23 protein-coding genes and 1 pseudogene are annotated in these 21,780 nt (G+C 62.9%); 19 read left to right on the top strand and 5 right to left on the bottom strand.

Annotation, left to right across the window (positions count from 1 at the left end):
- The first annotated feature begins 143 nt into the window (after window positions 1–143).
- The 17 genes from VWY75_RS10670 (at window position 144) to cysE (ending at window position 14,348) form a co-directional block, all read left to right on the top strand.
- Window positions 144–1,337, top strand: coding sequence for a phage portal protein (locus tag VWY75_RS10670; protein WP_416538897.1), 1,194 nt, complete (start codon window positions 144–146; stop codon window positions 1,335–1,337).
- Complete coding sequence (locus VWY75_RS10665; RefSeq protein ID WP_014874871.1) at window positions 1,330–1,548, top strand: GTA head formation protein, RCAP_rcc01685 family; 219 nt, start codon at window positions 1,330–1,332, stop codon at window positions 1,546–1,548. Before VWY75_RS10670 ends, VWY75_RS10665 begins: the two co-directional genes overlap by 8 nt.
- 35 nt (window positions 1,549–1,583) lie before the next feature.
- Window positions 1,584–2,192, top strand: coding sequence for an HK97 family phage prohead protease (locus VWY75_RS10660; protein ID WP_416538896.1), 609 nt, complete (start codon window positions 1,584–1,586; stop codon window positions 2,190–2,192).
- A gap of 72 nt (window positions 2,193–2,264) precedes the next feature.
- Window positions 2,265–3,449: a phage major capsid protein gene (locus VWY75_RS10655; RefSeq protein WP_416538895.1), complete on the top strand. Its 1,185-nt coding sequence runs from the start codon at window positions 2,265–2,267 to the stop codon at window positions 3,447–3,449.
- Between the two features lie 181 nt (window positions 3,450–3,630).
- Window positions 3,631–4,278: a head-tail connector protein gene (locus VWY75_RS10650; RefSeq protein WP_340545789.1), complete on the top strand. Its 648-nt coding sequence runs from the start codon at window positions 3,631–3,633 to the stop codon at window positions 4,276–4,278.
- Window positions 4,275–4,646 carry a head-tail adaptor protein gene (locus VWY75_RS10645; protein WP_340545788.1) on the top strand — a complete coding sequence of 124 codons (372 nt, stop codon included), beginning with the start codon at window positions 4,275–4,277 and terminating at the stop codon, window positions 4,644–4,646. Before VWY75_RS10650 ends, VWY75_RS10645 begins: the two co-directional genes overlap by 4 nt.
- Window positions 4,643–5,050 carry a DUF3168 domain-containing protein gene (locus VWY75_RS10640; protein ID WP_416538894.1) on the top strand — a complete coding sequence of 136 codons (408 nt, stop codon included), beginning with the start codon at window positions 4,643–4,645 and terminating at the stop codon, window positions 5,048–5,050. Before VWY75_RS10645 ends, VWY75_RS10640 begins: the two co-directional genes overlap by 4 nt.
- A 108-nt stretch (window positions 5,051–5,158) precedes the next feature.
- A complete protein-coding gene (locus tag VWY75_RS10635) occupies window positions 5,159–5,572 on the top strand; it encodes a phage major tail protein, TP901-1 family (protein WP_061048939.1) in 414 nt (137 codons plus the stop codon).
- An 11-nt stretch (window positions 5,573–5,583) separates the two neighbouring features.
- A complete protein-coding gene (locus VWY75_RS10630) occupies window positions 5,584–5,976 on the top strand; it encodes a gene transfer agent family protein (RefSeq protein WP_416538893.1) in 393 nt (130 codons plus the stop codon).
- On the top strand, window positions 5,973–6,230 hold the full coding sequence (locus VWY75_RS10625; RefSeq protein ID WP_416538892.1) for a rcc01693 family protein: 258 nt from the start codon (window positions 5,973–5,975) through the stop codon (window positions 6,228–6,230). The genes VWY75_RS10630 and VWY75_RS10625 overlap by 4 nt, the downstream gene beginning before the upstream one ends.
- The gene (locus VWY75_RS10620; RefSeq protein WP_416538891.1) at window positions 6,223–6,879 is read left to right on the top strand and encodes a phage tail tape measure protein; all 657 of its coding nucleotides are present in this window, start codon (window positions 6,223–6,225) and stop codon (window positions 6,877–6,879) included. The genes VWY75_RS10625 and VWY75_RS10620 overlap by 8 nt, the downstream gene beginning before the upstream one ends.
- Before the next feature lie 15 nt (window positions 6,880–6,894).
- Complete coding sequence (locus VWY75_RS10615; RefSeq protein WP_416538890.1) at window positions 6,895–7,527, top strand: TIGR02217 family protein; 633 nt, start codon at window positions 6,895–6,897, stop codon at window positions 7,525–7,527.
- Window positions 7,527–8,477: a DUF2163 domain-containing protein gene (locus tag VWY75_RS10610; RefSeq protein WP_416538889.1), complete on the top strand. Its 951-nt coding sequence runs from the start codon at window positions 7,527–7,529 to the stop codon at window positions 8,475–8,477. The genes VWY75_RS10615 and VWY75_RS10610 overlap by 1 nt, the downstream gene beginning before the upstream one ends.
- Window positions 8,474–8,944 carry an NlpC/P60 family protein gene (locus tag VWY75_RS10605; RefSeq protein ID WP_416538888.1) on the top strand — a complete coding sequence of 157 codons (471 nt, stop codon included), beginning with the start codon at window positions 8,474–8,476 and terminating at the stop codon, window positions 8,942–8,944. Before VWY75_RS10610 ends, VWY75_RS10605 begins: the two co-directional genes overlap by 4 nt.
- Window positions 8,944–12,924: a baseplate multidomain protein megatron gene (locus VWY75_RS10600; RefSeq protein WP_416538887.1), complete on the top strand. Its 3,981-nt coding sequence runs from the start codon at window positions 8,944–8,946 to the stop codon at window positions 12,922–12,924. Before VWY75_RS10605 ends, VWY75_RS10600 begins: the two co-directional genes overlap by 1 nt.
- Before the next feature lie 12 nt (window positions 12,925–12,936).
- Complete coding sequence (locus VWY75_RS10595) at window positions 12,937–13,233, top strand: hypothetical protein (protein ID WP_340545781.1); 297 nt, start codon at window positions 12,937–12,939, stop codon at window positions 13,231–13,233.
- 299 nt (window positions 13,234–13,532) lie between these two features.
- Window positions 13,533–14,348, top strand: a complete 816-nt coding sequence (gene cysE / locus VWY75_RS10590; RefSeq protein WP_340545780.1) for a serine O-acetyltransferase — start codon at window positions 13,533–13,535, stop codon at window positions 14,346–14,348.
- Between the two features lie 556 nt (window positions 14,349–14,904).
- Here cysE and VWY75_RS10585 read toward each other — a convergent pair.
- Complete coding sequence (locus tag VWY75_RS10585; RefSeq protein WP_102855910.1) at window positions 14,905–15,795, bottom strand: AraC family transcriptional regulator; 891 nt, start codon at window positions 15,793–15,795, stop codon at window positions 14,905–14,907.
- Window positions 15,796–15,955: 160 nt separating this feature from the next.
- Here VWY75_RS10585 and VWY75_RS10580 point away from each other — a divergent pair, with 160 nt between their 5' ends.
- Together VWY75_RS10580 and VWY75_RS10575 are read left to right on the top strand one after the other, a co-directional pair.
- Window positions 15,956–16,768 (top strand): SDR family oxidoreductase, encoded by an 813-nt coding sequence (locus tag VWY75_RS10580; RefSeq protein ID WP_416538886.1) that lies wholly within the window; start codon window positions 15,956–15,958, stop codon window positions 16,766–16,768.
- 37 nt (window positions 16,769–16,805) lie between these two features.
- The gene (locus tag VWY75_RS10575; RefSeq protein WP_102855908.1) at window positions 16,806–17,648 is read left to right on the top strand and encodes an SDR family NAD(P)-dependent oxidoreductase; all 843 of its coding nucleotides are present in this window, start codon (window positions 16,806–16,808) and stop codon (window positions 17,646–17,648) included.
- 342 nt (window positions 17,649–17,990) lie between these two features.
- Here the strand turns inward: VWY75_RS10575 and tnpC are convergent.
- The 4 genes and pseudogenes from tnpC to VWY75_RS10555 all read right to left on the bottom strand — a co-directional run.
- Window positions 17,991–19,535 (bottom strand): annotated as a pseudogene (gene tnpC / locus VWY75_RS10570) (IS66 family transposase).
- Window positions 19,536–19,573: 38 nt separating this feature from the next.
- Window positions 19,574–19,945, bottom strand: a complete 372-nt coding sequence (gene tnpB / locus VWY75_RS10565) for an IS66 family insertion sequence element accessory protein TnpB (protein WP_416538885.1) — start codon at window positions 19,943–19,945, stop codon at window positions 19,574–19,576.
- A complete protein-coding gene (gene tnpA, locus VWY75_RS10560) occupies window positions 19,942–20,292 on the bottom strand; it encodes an IS66-like element accessory protein TnpA (RefSeq protein ID WP_416538884.1) in 351 nt (116 codons plus the stop codon). The genes tnpB and tnpA overlap by 4 nt, the downstream gene beginning before the upstream one ends.
- Window positions 20,293–20,576: 284 nt before the next feature.
- Window positions 20,577–21,780, bottom strand: a 1,204-nt coding sequence (locus tag VWY75_RS10555; RefSeq protein WP_416603384.1) for a calcium-binding protein, incomplete at its 5' end; no start/stop codon positions are given.

Below are 21,780 nucleotides of genomic sequence, written 5' to 3'. Positions count from 1 at the left end.
GTTTTTTAGTTGTATCAAAGGTTTAGCGCAGGTGTTGCGTGCCCTGCGCGCGCCTTGCTCAAATCTTCTTCAACCCCCGCCGTCATAAAGGATCGCAGCAAACAGGGGCATGGTTCGCCCCCTTCAAGCAAAGGAGTGGCCCCATGGTCTTTGACCTTCTGCGGCGCAAGCAACAGCCCGTCGAAACCAAGGCAAGCGCCGCAGCCCGTGTGGTGGCCTGGCACGGTGGCACTGGCAGCACCGGCTGGAGCCCGCGCGACAGCAGTTCACTGACCCGCAGCGGCTTTGTCGGCAATCCCGTGGGCTACCGTGCCGTCAAGATGATCACCGAGGCCGCCGCCGCGCTGCCGCTGGTGTTGCAGGACGGCGCACAGCGCTACGACAGCCACCCGCTGCTGACGCTGCTGGCCCGGCCCAATGCCGCCCAAGGCCGCGCCGAGCTGCTGGAAGCGCTGTTCGGCCACCTGCTGCTGTCGGGCAACGCTTATATTGAGGCGGTCTGCGATCCCGATGGTCGCGACGTATTGCCGGTCGAGCTGCATGTGCTGCGCCCTGACCGCATGACCGTGGTGCCCGGCAGCGATGGCTGGCCGGTGGCCTATGACTACAGCGTGTCGGGGCGCAAACACCGCTTTGATGTGACCATGCCCTGCGCCCCGATCTGCCATCTGCGCAGCTTTCATCCGCAGGACGATCACTACGGTTTGTCGCCGATGCAGGCCGCAGCCATGGCGGTGGATGTGCATACCTCGGCCTCGCGCTGGTCCAAGGCGCTTCTGGACAATGCAGCCCGCCCCTCCGGCGCTTTGGTCTGGACCGGAGGCGATGGTCAGGGGCTGATGGCTGAGGATCAGTTTCGCCGTCTAAGTGAAGAAATCGAAATGAATTTTCAGGGCGCGCGCAACGCCGGCCGTCCAATGGTGCTGGAAGGCGGGTTGGATTGGAAACCAATGGGCTTCTCGCCATCGGATATGGAATTTCACCAGACCAAGGATGCCGCCGCGCGCGATATTGCCCTCGCGCTTGGGGTGCCGCCAATGCTGCTGGGTCTGCCGGGCGATGCCACATATGCCAACTATCAGGAGGCCAACCGCGCCTTTTACCGGCTCACCGTGCTGCCGCTTGTGACCCGTGTCACCGCGACGCTGTCGGACTGGCTGTCGCGCTATCAGGGGGCTGCGGTCACCCTGAAACCGGACCTTGATCAGGTGCCTGCGCTGGCCTCCGAACGCGAGGCGCAGTGGCGCCGCGTGGCCGCCGCGGAGTTCCTCAGCGTGGCCGAAAAACGCAGCCTTCTGGGCCTGCCCCCGCAAGAGGAGGCGATGGCGGATGACTGAAATCCCGATACCGCCGTTTGAATGCTCACCGGGTCTGCGGCTCACCGCCCATGAGCGCATCGCCGAGATCCAGCAGGAGGCGATGAACCGGCGTCTCGACCGGCTGGAGATGATGATGGAGCGGATGGAAAAACGCCTCTGGCTCACCGTTTACGGCGTTGCCGCCGTGATCCTGGCGCAGGCCTTCCAATCCTTTCTTGTGGTTCAGTAATTGCCAGAAATTCAAAGAGATAAAAGGAGAAGCTGATGCCATCTCATGCGCATCTGGAGCATAAGTTCGCGCGCTTCGGCGAGGATCTGACCATTGGCGACGAGGCCGACGATATGGTCATGATCAGCGGATATGCCAGCCTGTTTGGCTGCGTCGACGCTGGCGGTGACATGGTGCAGCCGGGGGCCTATCAGGCGTCGCTCGACCGTCTGGCGCAGGCCGGGATCGCGGTCAAGATGCTGTGGCAGCACGATCCCGCACAGCCCATCGGCGTCTGGGATGAGGTCCGCGAGGATGCCCGCGGCCTGCATGTCCGGGGCCGTATCCTGACCCGCACCCAAAAGGGCGCCGAGGCTGCGGCGCTGATCGCTGTCGGCGCATTGGATGGGCTGTCGATCGGCTACCGGACCCGCCGCGCCACGGCGCGCAAAGGCGGCGGGCGCTCCCTGTGTGAGCTGGACCTCTGGGAGGTCTCGCTGGTGACCTTCCCGATGTTGTCCACAGCCCGCGTCAGCCCAGCCGGGGCCGCCGCCAAATCGCAGACCGCAGAGCGCGGCGCCATCGCCTCGGACGATACCCCGCAGATCTGGCAGGAGGTGATCGACCTGCTGCGCAGCGGTGCCAGCCTGACGCCGCTCGGCTGAATGCAGGCCCCGGCCGCCGCTGCGGTCGCGCCCCGCTTTTGCCTTCCTCAATCGACCCAAAAGGACAGACAGATGAGCCATCCCCAATCCCACCCGGAACCAACGGCCCACTCCCATGCGGCCCCGCAGGAGGTCAAACAGGCCGTTGCCGACTTCGTGCATGATTTCAACGGGTTCAAAGACGACATTGCCCTGAAACTGAAACAGACAGAAGAGCGTATGACCATGCTGGATCGCAAATCCCACTTTGCCAATCGTCCCCCTCTGGCCGCTGCCGAGGCAGGCGGCGCGCCTCATCAGAAAGCCTTTGATGCCTATCTGCGGTCCGGCGATGACGCCGCGCTGCGTGGCCTCGATCTTGATGCCAAGGCGATGGCCACCGCCGTCAATGGCGATGGCGGCTACCTGGTGGATCCGCAGACCTCCGATACGGTCAAATCCGTGTTGAACAGCACCGCCTCGATCCGCGCCGTCGCCTCGGTGGTGACGGTGGAGGCAACCTCCTACGATGTGCTGATCGACCATGGCGATGTCGGTCACGGCTGGGCGAATGAGACGGCGGCGGTAACCGAAACCGCAACCCCGGTGATCGACCGCATCACCATCCCGCTGCATGAGCTGAGCGCCTTGCCCAAGGCCTCGCAGCGGCTGCTGGACGACAGCGCCTTTGACATCGAGGGCTGGCTGGCCGGCCGGATCGCCGACAAGTTTTCCCGCGCCGAGGCGGCTTCCTTCATCAATGGCGATGGCAACGACAAACCGACCGGCATCCTCTACCACCCGGTGGTTGCCAATGACAGCTGGAGCTGGGGCAATCTTGGCTATGTCACCACCGGCGTGGAGGGCGATATCGGTGATGGCGATGCAATCATTGATCTGGTCTATGCGCTTGGCGCGCAGTACCGGGCCAACGCCAGCTTTGTGATGAACTCCAAAACCGCGGGCCTCCTGCGCAAGCTGAAGGATGCCGATGGCCGCTTCCTGTGGTCCGACGGGCTGGCAGCGGCGGAACCGGCGCGGCTGATGGGCTATCCGGTGGTCATTGCCGAGGACATGCCCGACGCCGGTGTGAACGGCTATGCTGTGGCCTTTGGCGATTTTGCGGCGGGCTACACCATCGCCGAACGCCCCGACCTGCGGGTGCTGCGCGATCCCTTCAGCGCCAAGCCGCATGTGCTGTTCTATGCCACCAAACGTGTCGGCGGCGATGTCAGCGATTTTGCCGCCATCAAACTGCTGAAATTCGGTCTGAGCTGACGCTTGGACCGATGGCGGACCCGGCAGCCCGGTTCCGTCTGCGGATGCGCGCCTTCAGGCCGCTGTCGTCCAGCTGCTCCCCTTCCGTCCAGCGGCAGCAGCCCGGCGCGCATCCGCCCCGACCCATCCGGCAACAGCCAGCCCGAGCAGCCCCCGAACGAACAGCCGTTGGAGTGAAGAGATGATGTTGAATGAAGTGACACCGGTGCCAGAGGCGGTTCTGCCGCAAGAGGCGTTCAAGGCGCATCTGCGTCTGGGCACCGGCTTTGACGAGGCGGGGGTGCAGGAGGCCGTGCTGATCAGCTTCCTGCGCGCTGCCATCGCGGCGATCGAGGCACGCACCGGCCGGGTGCTTCTGGCGCGGGATTTCCTGCTGACGCTCGCCGCCTGGCGGGATCCCCAGCTACAGGCGCTGCCGCTTGCACCGGTGCAGCAGATCCATTCGGTCACGCTGAGCGATGCCGCCGGGGTCGAGACCGTGCTGCCACCCGGTCGCTACCGGCTGGAACCCGACAGCCAGCAGCCCCGGCTGCGTCCGGTTGGCGGGGTGCTGCCCACAATTGCCAGCGGTGGTGCGGCGCGGATCCTGATGCGGGCGGGCATGGCCAACAGCTGGTCGGCATTGCCCGGCGATCTGGCGCAGGCGGTGCTGATGCTGGCGGCGCATTACTATGAGTTTCGCGATGACACGAGGTTGCAGGGCGGCTGTATGCCCTTTGGCGTCACCAGCCTGATCGAACGCTATCGTGCGCTACGGGTGAGCCTGGGCGTCGGCGGCGGGCATGGGATCGGGTTTGGCCGCAGCTTTGGACCGGGGGCAGGCGCATGAGCCGCCGCACCACATCCCGCCCCGCTGCCCGCTCCACACCACGTCTCAACCGCTGTCTGGCGCTGGAGGATCCGCGCCGCACCTCGGATGGGGCTGGCGGGTTTCTTGAGGCATGGCAGCTGCTTGGCCACCATTGGTGCGAGATGCGTGCCCTCAGTGGCCGCAGCACCGATCACTCCGGCACCAGCCTGTCACTGCAACGCTACCGCATCACCCTGCGCGCCCATCCCACCGGCAGCCCGGCGCGGCCCCGACCAGACCAGCGGCTGCGCGATGGTGCCCGTATCTTTCGCATTGATGCAGTGGCCGAAGGCGACCCTGACGGCCGCTACCTGACCTGTTTTGCCACCGAGGAGACCACCGCATGACCTATGCCCTGGCCCTGCCGCTGCAGGAGGCGCTGTTTCAGCACCTGACCAATGACCCGGCGCTGACCACCGCGCTGAGCGGCGCCATCTATGACGCGCTGCCAGCAGGCAGCCTGCCGCAGACCTATGTGACCCTTGGCCCCGAGGAGGTGCAGGACCGCTCCGACCGCAGTGGTGCCGGCGCGCGCCACCGGGTGGAGATCACCGTCCATACCGATATTGCGGGCTTTGCCGGTGCGAAGGCCATTGCGGCCAGCATCTGCGACAGCCTCGCCAGCGCCTCGCTCAGCCTGACGCGCGGGCGACTGGTGGGCCTGTGGTTCGACCGCGCCAGCGCCAGCGGCAAACCCTCCGGCGGCCGCGAGATCCGCCTGCGCTTCACCGCGCGGCTGGAGGACAGCTGACACCCGGTCGGTTTGGTGAAAATCCAACATTAATTACAAAGCGTTGCGCGGCAAGGCTGATCTGAATTGGCGCGACGTCCCATCACTCAGCAACAGGAGATCACCGCTATGAGTGTTCAAAACGGCAAGGATCTATTGGTCAAGATCGACATGACCGGCGACGGTCAGTTCGAAACCATCGCGGGGCTGCGCGCCACGCGCATCAGCTTCAACGCCGAAAGCGTCGATGTCACCAGTCTGGAAAGTCAGGGCGGCTGGCGCGAGCTGCTGTCCGGCGCAGGGGTGCGCTCGGCCAATATCTCCGGCTCCGGTATCTTTCGCGATGCCGGGACGGATGAGCGGGCGCGGCAGCTGTTCTTTGAGGGGCTGACCCCCGCGTTTCAGGTGATTATCCCCGATTTTGGCATCGTCGAAGGCCCGTTTCAGGTCACCGCCCTGGAATATGCCGGCAGCCACAATGGCGAGGCCACCTATGAGCTTGCGCTCGCCAGCGCCGGCGCGCTGGTCTTCACCGCCGTCTGAGGGGGGTGACCATGACCCCCTCGGAACAGCCAGCCCCGGCAGTTAACGCCTGTGCGGCCAATCCCTATGCCGGCGAGGTGCTGCTGGCGGTAAATGGCGAGGTGCTGGCGTTAAAGCTCACCCTCGGGGCGCTGGCGGCGCTGGAAACGCGGCTTGGGACGGGATCGCTGATTGATCTGGTGACCCGGTTCGAAAGCGGCGGGTTCTCGGCGGCGGATGTGCTGGCGCTGCTGGCGGCGGGGGTGCAGGGCGGCGGCCACCGGCTCAGCGAGGCGGATCTGGCCGTTGCCGATATCGACGGCGGTCCGATGCAGGCCGCACGGGTCGCCGCACAGCTCCTGGCGCGCAGTTTTGCGCTGCCGGGAGAGGCGGGCGCGCAGCTGCCCGGATCGGTGGCCCCATGACGCCCCGGCAGCACTCCACAGACAGACAGAGCACCGGCCTTGACTGGCCGGCGCTGATGCGGGCGGGGCTGGCGGGGCTGCGGCTCACGCCGGATCAGTTCTGGCGCCTCACCCCGGCGGAGCTGCGGCTGATGCTGGGGCAGGACAGCGGCGTCGCGCCGCTGGGACGGGCCGGGCTGGACCAGCTGATGCGCGCATTTCCCGATCCCGCCGCGCCGAAATCCCCAGAAACAGGAGCCGTAAGCGATGAGTGACACAGGACTGAACCAGCTGGAACAGCAGGGCGAGGCGCTGAGCGACAGCCTTGGCGATGCGGCGGGCATGGCGGCCTCATTCGATGCCGAACTGCGCCGGGTGCGCGCCGTCTTTGCCGCCACCGGCAAGGATGCCGAGACCCTGGAACGCGGTATGTCGAAGGGGCTGCGCCGCGCCTTTGACGGTGTTGTCTTTGACGGCATGAAGCTCTCGGATGCGCTGGATACCATGGCGCAGTCGATGATCCAGACCACCTATTCGGCGGCCATGAAACCGGTCACTTCCCATATTGGCGGGCTGCTGTCGGATGGGGTGGGCAAGCTGATGAGCGGCATTCTCCCCTTTGCCGATGGGGCGGCGTTTTCACAAGGCCGGGTGATGCCCTTTGCCAAGGGGGGGATCGTCAGCGGCCCGGTGAGCTTTCCCATGCGCGGCGGCACCGGGCTGATGGGCGAGGCAGGCCCAGAGGCGATCCTGCCGCTGACCCGTGGTGCCGATGGCGCGCTTGGTGTGCGCAGCCAGGGCGGGCGGGCCACGTCGGTGGTGATGAATATCCAGACCCCCGATGTGCAGGGGTTCCAACGCAGTCAGGGCCAGATCGCCGCCCAGCTGAGCCGCGCGCTGTCGCGTGGCAATCGCAACCGCTGAGCCGGAGGACAGCAGATGAATTTTCACGAGGTCAGATTTCCCGCATCGCTGAGCTTCGGCTCAATCGGCGGACCGGAGCGGCGCACCGATGTGGTGACGCTTGCCAACGGGCATGAGGAACGCAACACCCCCTGGGCGCATTCGCGTCGCCGCTATGATGCGGGGCTGGGCCTCAGGGGGCTTGAGGATATCGAGGCGCTGATTGCCTTTTTCGAGGCGCGGCAGGGCCAGATGTACGGTTTCCGCTGGAAGGATTGGTCCGACTACAAATCCGCCCGCGCCACGCAGGAGGTGGCGTTTGGGGATCAGGTGATCGGTATCGGCGACGGGGTGCAGCAGGTGTTCCAGCTGAGCAAGACCTATCGTTCCGGCAGCTTTGCCTATCAGCGTCCGATAACGAAACCGGTGGCGGGCAGCGTGCGCATCGGGATTGAGCAGGACGCTTTGCAGGAGACGGTAGACTACACGCTCGACAGCACCCTTGGCACCATCACGCTGGCGCATCCGCCAGAGGCGGGCCTGTCGGTGAAGGCGGGGTTTGAGTTCGATGTGCCGGTGCGCTTTGACACCGATCGCATTCAGGCCAGCGTGGCGTCCTTTCAGGCGGGCGACGTGCCCAATGTCCCAGTGGTGGAGGTGCGGGTCTGATGGCTGGGGTAAGCGAGGCGTTTCAATCCCATGTGGCCAGCGGTCTGACCACGCTGTGCCGCTGCTGGCTGGTGACGCGCAGCGATGGCGTGCGGTTCGGCTTTACCGATCATGACCGCGACCTGCGGTTCGAAAGTGCTGCCGAGGGCGAGGCCGGTCTGCTGTTTCGCGCAGGCACCGGGCTGACCGCGCGCAGCCTGCAACAAGCCACCGGGCTGGCGGTCGATAATACCGAGGCGCTGGGTGCGCTGAGTGATGCCGCCATCCGCGAAGACGAGATCGAGGCCGGGCGCTTTGACGGCGCCGAGGTGCGCTGCTGGCTGGTGAACTGGGCCGATGTCTCGGTGCGCTGGTTGCAGTTTCGCGGCAGCTTTGGCCAGATCCGCCGTGCCGGTGGTGCCTTTGAGGCGGAGCTGCGCGGCCTGACGGAGGCTCTCAACCAGCCGATGGGGCGGATCTACCAGAAACCCTGCACGGCGGTTCTGGGCGATGGTGCCTGCCGCTTTGACATGACCACGCCGGGTTACACGCTGGAGCTGGCCGCCGAAGAGATCCGCGAGGGGCAGTATTTCGGATTTGCCGCCCTGCCGGGGTTTGAGCCGAACTGGTTCACCTCTGGCCGTCTCACGGTGATGAGCGGTGCGGCTGAGGGGTTGTGGGGCTGGATCAAGCAGGACCGCCAGCAGGTCGGGCGGCTGGGACAGGAGGCCACCGCGCCGGATCCGAACGCAGAGCACCGCCAGCTGACCCTCTGGGAGCCGCTGCGGGCGCAGATCCGACCCGGCGATCTGCTGCATCTGGCAGCGGGCTGCGACAAGCGGCTGAAGACCTGCCGGCTGAAGTTCAACAATGGCGTCAATTTTCAGGGCTTTCCCGATATCCCCGGCGAAGACTGGGTGATGAGCGTGCCGCGCCAGAGCGGCAATAACACCGGCGGCAGCCGCAGATGAGCGGCGCGAGAGGGATATCGCGCGCCGAGCTGGTTGCGGCGGCGCGGGGTTGGTTGGGCACGCCCTATGTGCATCAGGCCGCCCGGCGCGGTGCTGGCTGCGATTGTCTCGGCCTGATCCGGGGGGTCTGGCGTGAGGTCTACGGCCAGGAGCCGGAGGCGGTGCCGGGTTATACGATGGACTGGTCCGAACCGCAGGGCGAGGAGGCGTTGTGGCAGGCGGCGCTGCGCCATCTCAGCCCCCGACCGCTGGAGGAGGCGCGCGCCGGTGACGTGATCCTGTTTCGGATGCGCCGGGGGGCGGTGGCCAAACATATCGCGCTGCAAACTGAAACCGGCGCCATGCCGCGGTTCATCCATGCCTATTGCGGCCACGGTGTGGTCGAGAGCGCATTGAGCCAGCCGTGGCAACGGCGGATCGTGGCGCGGTTTTCCTTTCCTGATGTTGATGCTGATGAGGTGACGTGATGGCGACCATTCTTCTTTCTGCGGCGGGGGCGGCCCTTGGCGGCTCGGTTGGGGGGGCTGTGGCGGGTCTCTCCTCGGTAGCGATTGGCCGCGCACTTGGCGCCACCGTCGGACGCGCCATCGACAGCCGCCTGCTGGGCGCGGGCAGTGAGCCGGTGGAGACCGGCCGGGTGGAACGCTTTCGCCTGACCCATGCCAGCGATGGCCAGCCGATTGCGCAGGTCTATGGCCGGATGCGGGTGGGCGGGCAGGTGATCTGGGCGTCTCAGTTCCGCGAGACCTCCACCACCAGTGGCGGCGGCGGCAAGGGCGGCGGTCGGCGCCAGCCCAAGGTCACCAGCTACAGCTATGATGTCTCGCTGGCGGTGGCGGTCTGCGCCGGAGAGGTGGCCTCTATCGGGCGGGTCTGGGCTGATGGCGAAGAGGTCGCGCCCAAGGATCTGAACATGACCGTCTATCGCGGCACCATGGACCAGCTGCCCGATCCGGTGATCGAGGCGGTAGAGGGTGCGGGCGAGGTGCCCGCCTATCGTGGCACCGCCTATGTGGTGATGGAGAACCTGGCGCTGGACCGCTTTGGCAACCGGGTGCCGCAATTCTCGTTCGAGGTGCTGCGTGCCGAGCAACCGGCCTCCAGCACCTATGATCTGGATCTGCCGCAGCTGGTGCAGGGGGTTGCCCTGATGCCGGGGACCGGGGAATACGCGCTGGCCAGCACGCCGGTGCATTACGACCACGGGCCGGGACAGGCCAAACCCGCCAATTCGCACAGCCCCTCGGGTGAGACCGATCTGGTCACCTCGCTGACGACCCTTGGCGAGGAGCTGCCCGCCTGTGGCGCGGCCTCGCTGATTGTGTCGTGGTTTGGCAATGATCTGCGCTGTGGCGTGTGTAGCGTCAAACCGAAGGTGGAGCGCCAGCATATCGAGGGGGCGAATATGCCCTGGTCGGTGGCCGGGCTGACCCGGACGGAGGCCGAGCTGATCGCGCGGCAGGATGACAGACCCATATACGGCGGCACCCCCACCGATGCCTCGGTGATCGAGGCCATTCGCGCAATGCAGGCGCAGGGCAAGCGGGTGATGTTCTATCCGTTTATCCTGATGGATCAGATGGCGGGCAATGATCTGCCCGATCCCTGGAGCGGTGAGCCGGGTCAGGCGCATCTGCCCTGGCGCGGGCGGATCACCCTGTCGCTGGCACCGGGCCAGCCCGGCAGCCCCGATGGCACGGCTATGGCGCGGGCTGAGGTGCAGCAGTTCTTTGGCACGGCAACGGCGGCAGATTTCACCGTGGCTGACGGGAGCGTCACCTATAGCGGCCCGTTGGAGGATTGGGGGCTGCGGCGGTTTATCCTGCATAATGCCGCGCTTTGTGCCGCAGCGGGCGGGGTTGAGGCGTTCTGCATCAGCTCGGAGATGCGCGGGCTGACCCAGATCCGCGATGAGGCAGGCTTTCCTGCGGTGGCAGAGCTGCGGGCGCTGACGCAGGAGGTGCGCCAGATCCTTGGGCCGGATACCAAGATCGGCTATGCCGCCGACTGGTCGGAGTATTGGGGCTACCAGAGCCCGGAGGGGAACCGCTATTTCCACCTCGATCCGCTCTGGGCGGATGAGCAGATCGATTTCATCGGCATGGACAATTACATGCCGCTGTCCGACTGGCGCGAGGGGGAGGATCATCTGGACGCCCGGGCCGGGGCGCCGGGCATTCATGATCTGGAGTATCTGCGCGCCAATATCGAGGGCGGCGAGGGCTATGACTGGTATTACCACTCGCCCGAGGCCGAGGCGGCCCAGATCCGCACCCCGATCACCGATGGCGCCTATGATGAGCCGTGGATCTGGCGCTACAAGGATCTGCGCAGCTGGTGGTCCAAACCGCATCATGACCGGATCAACGGGCAACGTGCCGCGCTGCCCACCGCATGGGAGCCGCAGAGCAAACCGATCTGGTTCACCGAACTGGGCTGTGCCGCCATCGACAAGGGCACCAACCAGCCGAACAAGTTTCTGGATCCCAAAAGCTCGGAATCCAAACTGCCGAAATTCTCCAACGGGCAGCGCGATGACATGATGCAGCTGGCCTATCTGCGCGCGTTGCTGGGCTATTGGCAGGAGGAGGGGAAAAACCCCGTCTCCGAGGTCTATGGTGGCCCGATGCTGGATATGTCGAACGCCTATGTCTGGGCCTGGGACGCGCGCCCTTTTCCGGTGTTTCCCAATGCGGTGGAGGTCTGGAGCGACGGGGAGAACTATCTGCGTGGTCATTGGCTGAACGGGCGGGTGGGGCAGCGCACGCTGGCCTCGGTGCTGGAGGAGATCTGTGCCGCCTCGGGTGTTGCGGCGATTGATGTCAGTGACCTGCCTGCGCTGGTGCGCGGCTATGCGATCAGCGATGTCGGTGAGGCCCGCGCCGCGCTGCAACCGCTGTTGCTGCGCCACGGGGTGGATGCCATCGAACGCGATGGCCTGCTGCGGTTCCGCCTGCGCAATGGGCGACAGGACGCAGCGCTGGATCTGGCGCAACTGGTTGAGGGGCAGGAGCTGGACGGGGTGCTGGAACAGACCCGCGCGCCGGAGGCTGAGCTGGCCGGACGGATGCGGCTGCGCTTTGTCGAATGGGGCGGGCGCCATGATCTGCGCGGCGAGGAGGCGGTGCTGCCCGATGAGGCGACCCATGCGGTCAGCGACAATGAGCTGCCGATGGCGCTGACCCGCGCCGAGGGGCGGCAGGTGGTGGAGCGCTGGCTCAGCGAGGCCCGCATGGCCCGCGATACCCTGCGGCTGGAGCTGCCGCCCTCCGCCATGGCGCTGGGCGCGGGCGATGTGATCCGCCTGCCGCTTGCCGGGGCAGAGGCAGGCCCGGAGGTAGGCTCAGAGACGGGTGCGGAGGTCGGCAGCGGCGCGCAGGCCCGTTACCGGATCGACCGGGTCGAACAGGGCGCGGCGCAGCTGATCGAGGCGGTGCGGATCGAGCCGGAGAACTACCACCCGGCACCAGTGCCGGAGGAATTGCCGGGTGTCACCGCCTTTGCGGCACCGGTGCCGGTGCTGCCGCTGTTCATGGACCTGCCGCTGATTGGCGGCGATGAGGTGCCCCATGCGCCGCATCTGGCAGTGACGGCGCAGCCCTGGCCGGGGAGCGTTGCCGTATACGGCGCACAGAGTGATGCGGATTATGCACTGGAGGAGGTGCTGGCCGCGGCTTCAACCATTGCCATCACCAATACGGTGCTGCCTGCGGGCGCGCCGGGGCGCTGGGAGCGGGGCGACGATCTGGAAGTTGATATGATCTCTGGCCAATTGCAGAGCCGGGACCGGCTGGCGGTGCTGAATGGCGCCAATCTGGTGGCCATCGGCGATGGCAGCCCCGGCAATTGGGAGCTGATGCAATTTGGCGAGGCCGAGCTGATCGCACCGGGGCGCTATCTGCTGCGCGACCGGCTGCGTGGGCAGCAGGGCAGCGATGCGCGGATGCCGGTGGCCTGGCCGAAGGGCTCTTATGTGGTGGCGCTGGATGGCACGCTGCAGCAGATCACACTGGCTGCCAATCAGCGCGGCCTCAGCCGTCACTACCGTATCGGCACCGCCCGGCGCCCCTATGATGATCCGAGCTATGTGCATCTGGAGGCGGCCTTTGCCGGTGAAGGGCTGCGCCCCTATGCGCCGGTGCATCTGCGCCAGAAAGGCGTGTTGGGCAGCGGCGCGGTCGGGCTGGACTGGATCCGCCGCAGCCGCATCGACGGCGACCGCTGGGATCTGGCGGAGATCCCGCTCGGCGAGGATCTGGAGCGCTACCGCCTGCGGATCCTGCGCGGCGGCGAGATCCTGCGCGAAGAATTGCTGGACGCTCCCGGCTGGAGCTATCCGCTGGCGGCCCAGACAGCGGATGCGGTGGTGCCGGGAGATCGCATCGAGGTGGCGCAGGTCTCGGCCCGCTACGGGGCTGGTGCGGTGACCGCACTGCGGCTGGTCTGAGGCGGGGCGGGGATGCGACGGCCTATCCTGCCCGGTGATATCACCAGCACCGCCCGCGCCCTGCTGGCGGTGGCCCCGGCGCAGCGGCGCGCGCTCTGCCAGCGGATCTTTGCCGGGGCGGCGCAGGCGGTGCGCCATCTGCGCCGCCACCGGCGGCTCTGTCCGCGCTGGGGCGATGGCTCCCTGAGTGCTGCGGCGCGGAAATTTCCGCTGGCGGATGAGCCGTTTTATGACGCGCCGGACTATCTGGCCTGTACCCGGCTGGTGCTGGCTGAATTGGCGCGTCATATCAGGCATAATCCGGGCTAGCGGCTACCGGATGCCTTGTGATGCGGCTGTTGCGGCGCCTCAACGACGCTGGCAGCGTCTGTGCCGGGCGGCCATTTGACAGCCTGTGGCACTGTCAATATCGGGCCTGCACAGCCCCTGTGCATCGGGGCACGGGAACTGGTGCGGCGGGTGATCACCAATAAAAACAATGGGCTGTCGGTGTATGACTGCGCAGCCGGGGCAAAAGATCAGCAGATCCGATGGCTCTCATCACGGATTTGCGGTTGGCCTTTTTGCGCTGGGGGAGGTACTCTGGTTGCAACACAGGAGGCAGAGCCATGCTTGAGACGCGCCAGGCCGTCAGTTCCGTTGATCCCGTCTGGGATCAGATCACCACCGAGGCGCAGGACGCCGTGCGCCGCCAGCCGCTGATGGGCGGGCTGATCCATGCCTGCATCCTGCATCATACCTCGCTTGAGAAGGCGCTGTCCTATCGCATCGCGGCGAAGCTCTGCTCCAATGAGATGTCGATGGTGATCCTGCGCGAGATCGTCGACCGGGCCTATGACGAAAACCCGGATCTGATTGCCGCCGGGCGCGCCGATCTGATGGCGGTCTATGAACGCGATCCCGCCTGCCACCGGCTGTTGCAGCCGATCCTCTATTTCAAGGGGTATCAGGCGGTTCAGGCCTATCGGGTGGCGCATTGGCTGTGGCAGCAGGGCGATTACGATCTGTCCTATTTCTTCCAGATGCGGATTTCCGAGATCTTTGGCGTTGATATCCATCCGGCGGCCAGAATTGGCCGGGGCATCATGATCGACCACGCGCATTCCATCGTCATCGGCGAGACGGCTGTGGTTGGCGACAACGTCTCCATGCTGCATTCGGTGACCCTGGGCGGCACCGGCAAGGAAGAGGAAGATCGGCACCCGAAGATCGGCAATGGCGTGCTGATCGGTGCTGGCGCCAAGGTGCTGGGCAATATCAAGGTGGGCCATTGCAGCCGTATCGCGGCAGGATCGGTGGTGCTGGCCGAGGTGCCGCCCTGCAAGACCGTTGCGGGCGTGCCGGCCAAGATTGTCGGTGAGGCCGGCTGCGACCAGCCGTCGGTCAGCATGAACCAGGTGCTGGGCGGCGACAAGCCGCAGTAGCCCGCGCCGCTTTACAGGTCTGGGCATGGCGGGCGGTGCGCGTGCCACCATCGGTGCATTTGTGAGTATTTTTGGAAAGATGACGATGGTGAGGGGGCAGCGCTGGCGGCCCCTTTTTTGGTGGGGTGTGGGTGGTGCGAATGGTTGCCGGTCGGGTAAGTCGCTGTCCCAGCCCGAAGCGGTCGTAGATAAGTGGTGCCGCGCCAAAGATGCTGCTGGTGCGAAATTTCATGGTCAATTTCCCGGAAGCGGACGCTCGGCAGGGCCGAGCTGCATCACGGGATGCTGCTGGTTGCACCGGAGGCGGCGACGCGCAGATCGCGACTTTTGCAAAGTCAGCCGTTTGACGGAACTGGCCGAGGGTTTCTGCTGCGGCGCAGCCCGCCGTTCCGGCCGTTCGCTGCGGCTGCGAGGTTTTGGAACCGGTGAGCTCACACAATGCGGGACGAAGTGCGCATTCGCTGCGGATGCGCCAACGGCTGCTTTCGGACATGGACGGGCCGAGAGGCTTTTGTTCGCTACAGGGCTGTGACGTTTGAATTTGGTCCCTATCGACTTATTCGGCAGCGTCAGAAACTCGATCCTGTCTTGGGGAGCATCCGAATTTGCGGGCATATTCTCTCGAGAACTGAGCCGAACTTTCGTATCCCACCCCGTAGGCAATCTCGGAGACCTTTGAGCCGGTGGTTTGAAGCTCATTACGGGCATGAAGCAGACGCAGATCTTTCTGGTATTGCAGCGGAGAGTTGCCCGTGACTGCTTTGAACTGTTCGAAAAAGGCCGAACTGCTCATACCCATACGAGCGGCAAGCTCTCCGACGACAAGGGGTTTGCCCAGATCTGACCGGATTTCGTGCGTCGCCGCAAAGATCCGGCTGGCCGTGTTTTCGTGCCACACCAGTTTTTGAAGCGTGCCACCATGTTGCCCGATCAGCAGGCGGGCATGGATTTCCCGCGACGTGATCGGCGCCAGCATGTGTCGCGCCACTTCGGTTTCGCACTGGCGAAAGTATCGCAACAGGGCGTCTTGCATGTCGTCACCAGTGGGTGCGAGACAAATCGAAAACGGATCTGACACACGTTGGGCGGATGACTGCGGCAAGGACGGAGCCAGGGCGCGAAGGAGATCCAGATCAAGGGGGAATACGAGCGCGACATAGGGATGATCGGGCGCGGCCTCGGTGATCCTTGAAACAACGGGCAGCGCGTTGCTGACGATCAGCGACTGCCCGGCCCGCACGGTGAGTGTTCTGGTGCTGGTCCCAACCTCTTTTGCACCTTGCAGGACCGCGCACAACAGCGGGCGGTAGACATTTGCGTCATGTTGGGTGGTCGCCGGGTGGGTGAGAAAAACCGTCCCGCCATCCTTATGTGTTAGTACACCCTGCGCAACGCCCGCGTGGTCAAGCTGCGCCAAAACATAGTCCAATAACGTCTGAGGTCCCATGAATGCCTCCTGTGGATCGATCTACTTTACCACGGGAACAAAGCAAACGCTTACCCAAAACTTCGACTTATCGAGGATTGTGCAAGAAAGCTGGAGAATACTGAAAGAAAAATCCTGCCTTGTTGATTATCGTATGAACAGAAAGTTAGGGATTCGAGATATGAAAACCATTCTTATCACCGGGGCCTCGTCGGGAATTGGCGCGGCGACCGCCCGGCATTTCCAAGCAAACGGTTGGAATGTCATCGCCACGATGCGCAGCCCTACGGACAGCCCGGAGCTCGGCGCGCTAGAAAACGTGCATCTGGCCCAACTGGATGTGACGGATGCGGGTTCAATTGCAACGGCCGTAGGCGAAGGCATCGAACGGTTCGGGCAGATTGATGTTTTGCTGAACAATGCGGGCTATGGAGCCTATGGTGCGTTAGAGGCCTTTTCGATGGATCGCATCCGGCGTCAGTTTGACACCAACGTGCTTGGATTGATGGAAGTGACCAAGGCGGTTCTGCCCCACTTTCGTAAAAACCGGTCGGGCACGATCATCAATATCTCGTCCATTGGCGGGCAGATCACATTTCCACTTGGCGCGCTTTATCACGGCACCAAGTTTGCAGTTGAGGGACTTTCGGAGTCGCTGCATTACGAGCTGGAGCCCCTTGGCATTCGGGTCCGTATTGTCCAGCCGGGCATGGTACGAACCAACTTTGGGGGCAGTTCTTTCGATTTCGCCATGGATGAAAACCTGCCGGACTACGCGCCAATGGCTGAAGCCATGGGGCGCCTGTTTGGCAAGCTGGCCGCGAACCCTTCTGCGCCCGAAACTGTCGCGCAGGTCATTTGGGATGCGGCCAACGAGACCGGAAGCCGCCTGCGCTTTCGCGCTGGACCTGATGCTGAAGAGCTGCTCGATGCCCGCAAACAACAAGATGACGAGACGTTCATCGGTGGTCTCAAGCAAAAGATGGGACCCTGAAGGCTATCCAATCATTCATAGAAAGAGGGCATGATCCATGTACCGCGAAGCAATCGAAAAAGGCGGCTTGGCCATTGTAACCGGGGCGGCAAGCGGCGTCGGCAAAGTCGCAGCTCAACGACTGGTACAAGACGGTCTGGGGGTTGTGCTGGTAGATCTGGCAGGTGAGGCCTTGGACCGAGCCGAGGCGGAATTGCGCGATCTGGCGGGCGCGTCCGCAATCGTTCAGGCGGTTCCGACAGATGTCACAGACACCGACGCCATGACTGCCTTGGCGGATCAGGTCTTTGCGCTCGGAGAGGTAGCAGTCCTGATGAACAATGCCGGTATCGCGCTGCCGACCGGCAGTTGGAAAAACGCAGAGAACTGGCGCAAACTTTTAGAGGTCAATCTCTTTGGTGTCATGAACGGCGTGCATGCTTTCTTGCCACGCATGATAGAAGCTGCACGCCCGGCGGTGGTGATCAACACAGGGTCAAAACAGGGGATCACCACACCGCCCGGAAACCCTGCCTATAATACCAGCAAAGCCGCCGTGAAAGTCATGACAGAAATGCTGGCGCACGATTTGCGACAGGCCGAGGCGAAAATCACCGCCCATCTGTTTGTGCCGGGATTTACCTATACTGGTATGATTAAGAAGTTCATGTCGGAAAAACCCGCCGCCGCGTGGACGAGCGAAGAGGCAATCGACTACCTGCTGAAGCGCATGTCGGACGGGGATTTCTATATTCTCTGCCCGGACAATGATGTGTCCGAAGAGCTCGACCGCAAACGGGTTGAATGGGCCGTGGGCGACATTATCAACAACCGCCCGGCGCTCTCACGCTGGCATCCTGACTATGCGGATGCCTTTGCCGCGCACGAGGCCTTGGAATAGCCGCTCCAAAAGAGCGGCCGTAAATGGAGCCAGTGAAACTGATGTCCAAATAACAAGGCTTACTCCTCATCTAAATACCTAGCGGACATTCGTGCGAAGCGCGGCATCAAGTATTTTGGGCTCACTACCGACTTGCGGCGTTGCAGCACCAAAGTTGCAGTAGATCTCGTACCTGGCGCCTATCATGGGGTCACCGTAGCCAGCCCAAATAAGACATTTGTTCTGCACCTACATCGGATGTCCCTGCCTACTGGCCGGGCGGTTTGTTGGCATTCGGCTTTATAGTGGAAAGTAATGTAACCGTCCGGCGAAGGCGCTCTGGTGTGGCTCTGGTGCTGCCTGCTACGCTGCGAGAGCAGCGTAGCGCCAGGGCATGAGTTCGTTCAGACGTGTGATCTTATGATCCGCGATCTGTGCCAAAACCCAGGTGAGCCACGCTTGGGGATCTACCCCGTTTATCTTGGCGGTTTCGATCAGAGTATAGGCAATGGCAGCAGCTTTCCCGCCGCCTTCGGAGCCGACAAAAAGGTAATTCTTACGGCCTATGGCAATTGGCTTCATCGCCCGCTCCGCAGAATTGTTGTCGATTTCCAGAACGCCATGATCCAGGTATGGGCGCAGTTTCGCCATCCGCGTCAGGGCATAGCGGATGGCCTTGGCCAGTTCGGATTTTCCCGGAATGCGGGCCAGCTGTGCGGCGAGCCAAGCCTCCAAATTATCGAGCAGCGGCTTTGACCGGGACTGGCGCAGCTGGACACGATCCTGCGGTGGCAATCCGCGGGCGTCCTTTTCTACGGCATAGAGTTCCGCTGTCCGCCGGATCGCCTCTTCAGCAACGGCCAGCCCTTGCGATTGGAACACGTCAACGAACTTGCGGCGGATATGAGCCATGCAGGCAACTTCGCTGACAACGCCAGAGCGGTACAGGTCATTGAAGCCGGAATAGCCATCCGCGTGCATCCAGCCCCTGCAGTTGGCCAAATGCGCCGAAGGGTGTCACCCTTCTTGTTAGATGTGAACCGGTACCAGGCGGCAGGCGGATCAACTCCGCCCCAAGGGTGTTCATCACGGACATAGGTCCATACGCGGGCCGTGGCACATTTGCCTTTGGCCTGCATCCTGATCGGAGTGTCATCCGCAAAGATGGCTTGGCCAGCGCGCACGTGACGGCCGATGGCATCAGCCAAGGGTTCCAGCAGCGCCGCTGACCGGCCAACCCAATCCGCCAGGGTGGAACGGTCCAGATCAATCCCTTCGCGGGCGTATATCTGGGATTGGCGGTACAAGGGGCAGTGGTCCGCATATTTTCCGACCAGCACATGGGTCAAAAGGCCGGGTCCAGGACGACCGCGCTCGATCGGGCGTGATGGCAGTGCTGATTGAACGCTCCGGTCGCATTCCCGGCAGGCCATGTATTACCCGGCAGGCGAGCTGCATGGCAAATCTGCCGAGAGTGCGCGGGCGGACAATCCGGTTCACCACGAACCGGCCCGGCACATATTCCAGCTCTTCCGTCACATCTTCGGCAATGGTCCGCAGCTTGCCGCCGCATTTGCAGGCTTCGCCGGGCGTCAGAACCTGATCAATCCGGGGCAGTTCGGGCGGCAGCGGCTTGCGCTTGGGTTTGGCCTTCTGCCCTTCGGCATCACCGTCAGGAACGTCTTCGTCGGCAACCTGCGCTGCCGCTGTTTCTTCTTCCTCCAGATGGAGCTGAAGCTGATCCAGACTTTCCGATTTTGAGCCGAACCGGTGCCGGTTATGCCCCGCAAGCTGGTGTTCCAGCTTGGCGATCCTCAGCGCCTGCGCCTTCACCAGATCAAGCAAACCCTCCGCTGTCTCGCGGAGTTCACCGGGATCGGAAGGCAGTGTTTTGGGCGCATCCAGCATGGGCCGGAATATACTCCGGCTATGGCGGAATGGGAATCCTACGGCTCTGCAATTGCGGGATAATTCCCAGCGGTCAGTGGCTTCCAGGTCTTCTGCGGCAACCGCCAGTCAATCCCTTCCAGAAGCATCGACAACTGAGCCGGTGTCAGGCTGATTTTGCCGTCTTTCGTGGAAGGCCAGACGAACCGCCCCCGTTCCAGCCGCTTGGAAAACAGGCACGCCCCCTGGCCATCCCACCAGATGACCTTCAAAAGGTCGCCCCGTCGGCCCCGGAATACAAACAGGTGCCCGCAGAAAGGATCTTCGGCCAGCACCTTCTCGACCAGAGCCGACAGCCCGCCGAACCCTTTACGCATGTCCGTGACACCGGCGGCCAGCCAGATCTTCGTGCTTGCCGGAACCGGGATCACGAAGCCAGCTTCCGGATCAATGCGGCGAGCACATCGGGATCAAAGCCGCCCTGAACCTTCAGGCGGTGGCCGTTGGCAAGCTCCACCTCGATCTGCGCATCGGCATCCGGCGGGGCAGAAGCAGGCTCAGCGTCCAGAACTTCAACCGGCAGGAAACGGGGTAAGTCCTGCTCCTCATCGGCCTCCGCCGCGAATCGCGGTTCTTTAAGCCAATTGAAGACCTGATTGGCATTTACATCGTAGCGCCGCGCAACTTGGGCAACCGATACACCGGGCACCCGCGTCTGCGCGCATATCATACGCTTCTCGTCTTCAGACCAATTCCGCCGCCTGCGCCGCTTCGACATGTTCCACTCCGATAATGTCCATTTGTTCGCTAATGGACATTATCCATCACTAACGACCACCGTCAGTGCGGGCAGACCGGACGGTGACAAAGTAATAGCTGGCACCGCACTTGGTGAGTATACACCAAACCACCAGTTCTCTTTCCCCTAGCAACTTCGAATTGAAGGCAAAAGCGAATTAGTCTGGAAACCCGCCGGAATCATTTTTTCTGTTAAAGCCATATACGTAGATGCGGCAAACATGGAGCCCAGCTCTACGGGGGCTCCATGTTAGAAAATGTTTCCTAGAAAACAAAAATGTCGTCGGAGACTGCACTCAACGAGTTTGTACCAAGCACTTCCAATGTGTTTCCGTTTCCAAAGTCAAAGAACACAGAGGTCGCTAGCTCAGTGCCATAAGACAGGACATCATTTACGGACATGCCGACAAACTGAGCCTCGAAGCCAATTTGGTCGGTATTGTCACCAAAATCATGAACTGTATCATTGCCTTCACTGAAGACAAAAGTGTCTGCGCCAGCCCCACCATAAAGTGCGTCATTCCCTTGGCCACCATGCAGGTGGTCGTCACCGGCATCTCCGTGCAGTTGGTCATCGCCGTGCAAACCATCAATCGTATCATTCCCGCCCCAGCCGCTGATTGTATCGTTGCCACCGGGGGCGTAGATATTTCCCGTAATGAGGTTATGCCCAACTGAGCCAAGCACATGGGCTCCCAGGCTGTCGGTGATGTGGATGTTGCCGGTGGTATTGACGAAGGTCATCGACTGGAAGTCATAAAATCCACCACCTTCTACGAACAGTGATTTGCCATTCACATCAATCACTTCGATGTTCGTGATACTGGCATCTTTCCCCAAAATGTTGTTGGTCCATGACCCATTGTCAAACACCAATGTATCAATGCCAGCTCCGCCATCCATGACGTCCTGAAGAATTTCTCCGGATTGGGCATTATGAGAGATGGTGTCATTGCCAGCTCCCCCCAAAACCGTATCTCTTCCAGCTCCGCCATCAATTAGATCATCACCATCTTCGCCACGGACCCCATCCGCTCCAGCATCGCCACGAACCGTATCATTGCCGGTGCCGCCATACATGTCGTCGTTGTCATCGCCGCCGGTTAAAGAGTCATCGTCTGCCCCGCCAAACAGGGTATCGTTGCCCGCACTCCCCATGACAGTGTCATTGCCCGCATCTCCGTGCAGTTGGTCATCGCCGTGCAAACCATCAATCGTATCATTCCCGCCCCAGCCGCTGATTGTATCGTTGCCACCGGGGGCGTAGATATTTCCTGTAATGAGGTTATGCCCAACTGAGCCAAGCACATGGGCTCCCAGGCTGTCGGTGATGTGGATGTTGCCGGTGGTATTGACGAAGGTCATCGACCGGAAGTCATAAAATCCACCACCTTCTACGAACAGTGATTTGCCATTCACATCAATCACTTCGATGTTCGTGATACTGGCATCTTTCCCCAAAATGTTG

The organism is Phaeobacter sp. JH20_08, from assembly GCF_048056635.1.
Taxonomy (GTDB): Bacteria; Pseudomonadota; Alphaproteobacteria; order Rhodobacterales; family Rhodobacteraceae; genus Phaeobacter; species Phaeobacter bryozoorum.
Note: the sequence above shows the minus strand (reverse complement) of the source record. Positions and strands in the feature narration are given on the sequence as shown.

Excerpts from the sequence above, each read along its gene's own strand:
- VWY75_RS10670 (WP_416538897.1), top strand. The coding sequence starts at position 144 with ATGGTCTTTGACCTTCTGCGGCGCAAGCAACAGCCCGTCGAAACCAAG.
- VWY75_RS10665 (WP_014874871.1), top strand. The coding sequence starts at position 1,330 with ATGACTGAAATCCCGATACCGCCGTTTGAATGCTCACCGGGTCTGCGG.
- VWY75_RS10660 (WP_416538896.1), top strand. The coding sequence starts at position 1,584 with ATGCCATCTCATGCGCATCTGGAGCATAAGTTCGCGCGCTTCGGCGAG.
- VWY75_RS10655 (WP_416538895.1), top strand. The coding sequence starts at position 2,265 with ATGAGCCATCCCCAATCCCACCCGGAACCAACGGCCCACTCCCATGCG.
- VWY75_RS10650 (WP_340545789.1), top strand. The coding sequence starts at position 3,631 with ATGATGTTGAATGAAGTGACACCGGTGCCAGAGGCGGTTCTGCCGCAA.
- VWY75_RS10645 (WP_340545788.1), top strand. The coding sequence starts at position 4,275 with ATGAGCCGCCGCACCACATCCCGCCCCGCTGCCCGCTCCACACCACGT.
- VWY75_RS10640 (WP_416538894.1), top strand. The coding sequence starts at position 4,643 with ATGACCTATGCCCTGGCCCTGCCGCTGCAGGAGGCGCTGTTTCAGCAC.
- VWY75_RS10635 (WP_061048939.1), top strand. The coding sequence starts at position 5,159 with ATGAGTGTTCAAAACGGCAAGGATCTATTGGTCAAGATCGACATGACC.
- VWY75_RS10630 (WP_416538893.1), top strand. The coding sequence starts at position 5,584 with ATGACCCCCTCGGAACAGCCAGCCCCGGCAGTTAACGCCTGTGCGGCC.
- VWY75_RS10625 (WP_416538892.1), top strand. The coding sequence starts at position 5,973 with ATGACGCCCCGGCAGCACTCCACAGACAGACAGAGCACCGGCCTTGAC.
- VWY75_RS10620 (WP_416538891.1), top strand. The coding sequence starts at position 6,223 with ATGAGTGACACAGGACTGAACCAGCTGGAACAGCAGGGCGAGGCGCTG.
- VWY75_RS10615 (WP_416538890.1), top strand. The coding sequence starts at position 6,895 with ATGAATTTTCACGAGGTCAGATTTCCCGCATCGCTGAGCTTCGGCTCA.
- VWY75_RS10610 (WP_416538889.1), top strand. The coding sequence starts at position 7,527 with ATGGCTGGGGTAAGCGAGGCGTTTCAATCCCATGTGGCCAGCGGTCTG.
- VWY75_RS10605 (WP_416538888.1), top strand. The coding sequence starts at position 8,474 with ATGAGCGGCGCGAGAGGGATATCGCGCGCCGAGCTGGTTGCGGCGGCG.
- VWY75_RS10600 (WP_416538887.1), top strand. The coding sequence starts at position 8,944 with ATGGCGACCATTCTTCTTTCTGCGGCGGGGGCGGCCCTTGGCGGCTCG.
- VWY75_RS10595 (WP_340545781.1), top strand. The coding sequence starts at position 12,937 with ATGCGACGGCCTATCCTGCCCGGTGATATCACCAGCACCGCCCGCGCC.
- cysE (WP_340545780.1), top strand. The coding sequence starts at position 13,533 with ATGCTTGAGACGCGCCAGGCCGTCAGTTCCGTTGATCCCGTCTGGGAT.
- VWY75_RS10585 (WP_102855910.1), bottom strand. The coding sequence starts at position 15,795 with ATGGGACCTCAGACGTTATTGGACTATGTTTTGGCGCAGCTTGACCAC.
- VWY75_RS10580 (WP_416538886.1), top strand. The coding sequence starts at position 15,956 with ATGAAAACCATTCTTATCACCGGGGCCTCGTCGGGAATTGGCGCGGCG.
- VWY75_RS10575 (WP_102855908.1), top strand. The coding sequence starts at position 16,806 with ATGTACCGCGAAGCAATCGAAAAAGGCGGCTTGGCCATTGTAACCGGG.
- tnpA (WP_416538884.1), bottom strand. The coding sequence starts at position 20,292 with ATGTCGAAGCGGCGCAGGCGGCGGAATTGGTCTGAAGACGAGAAGCGT.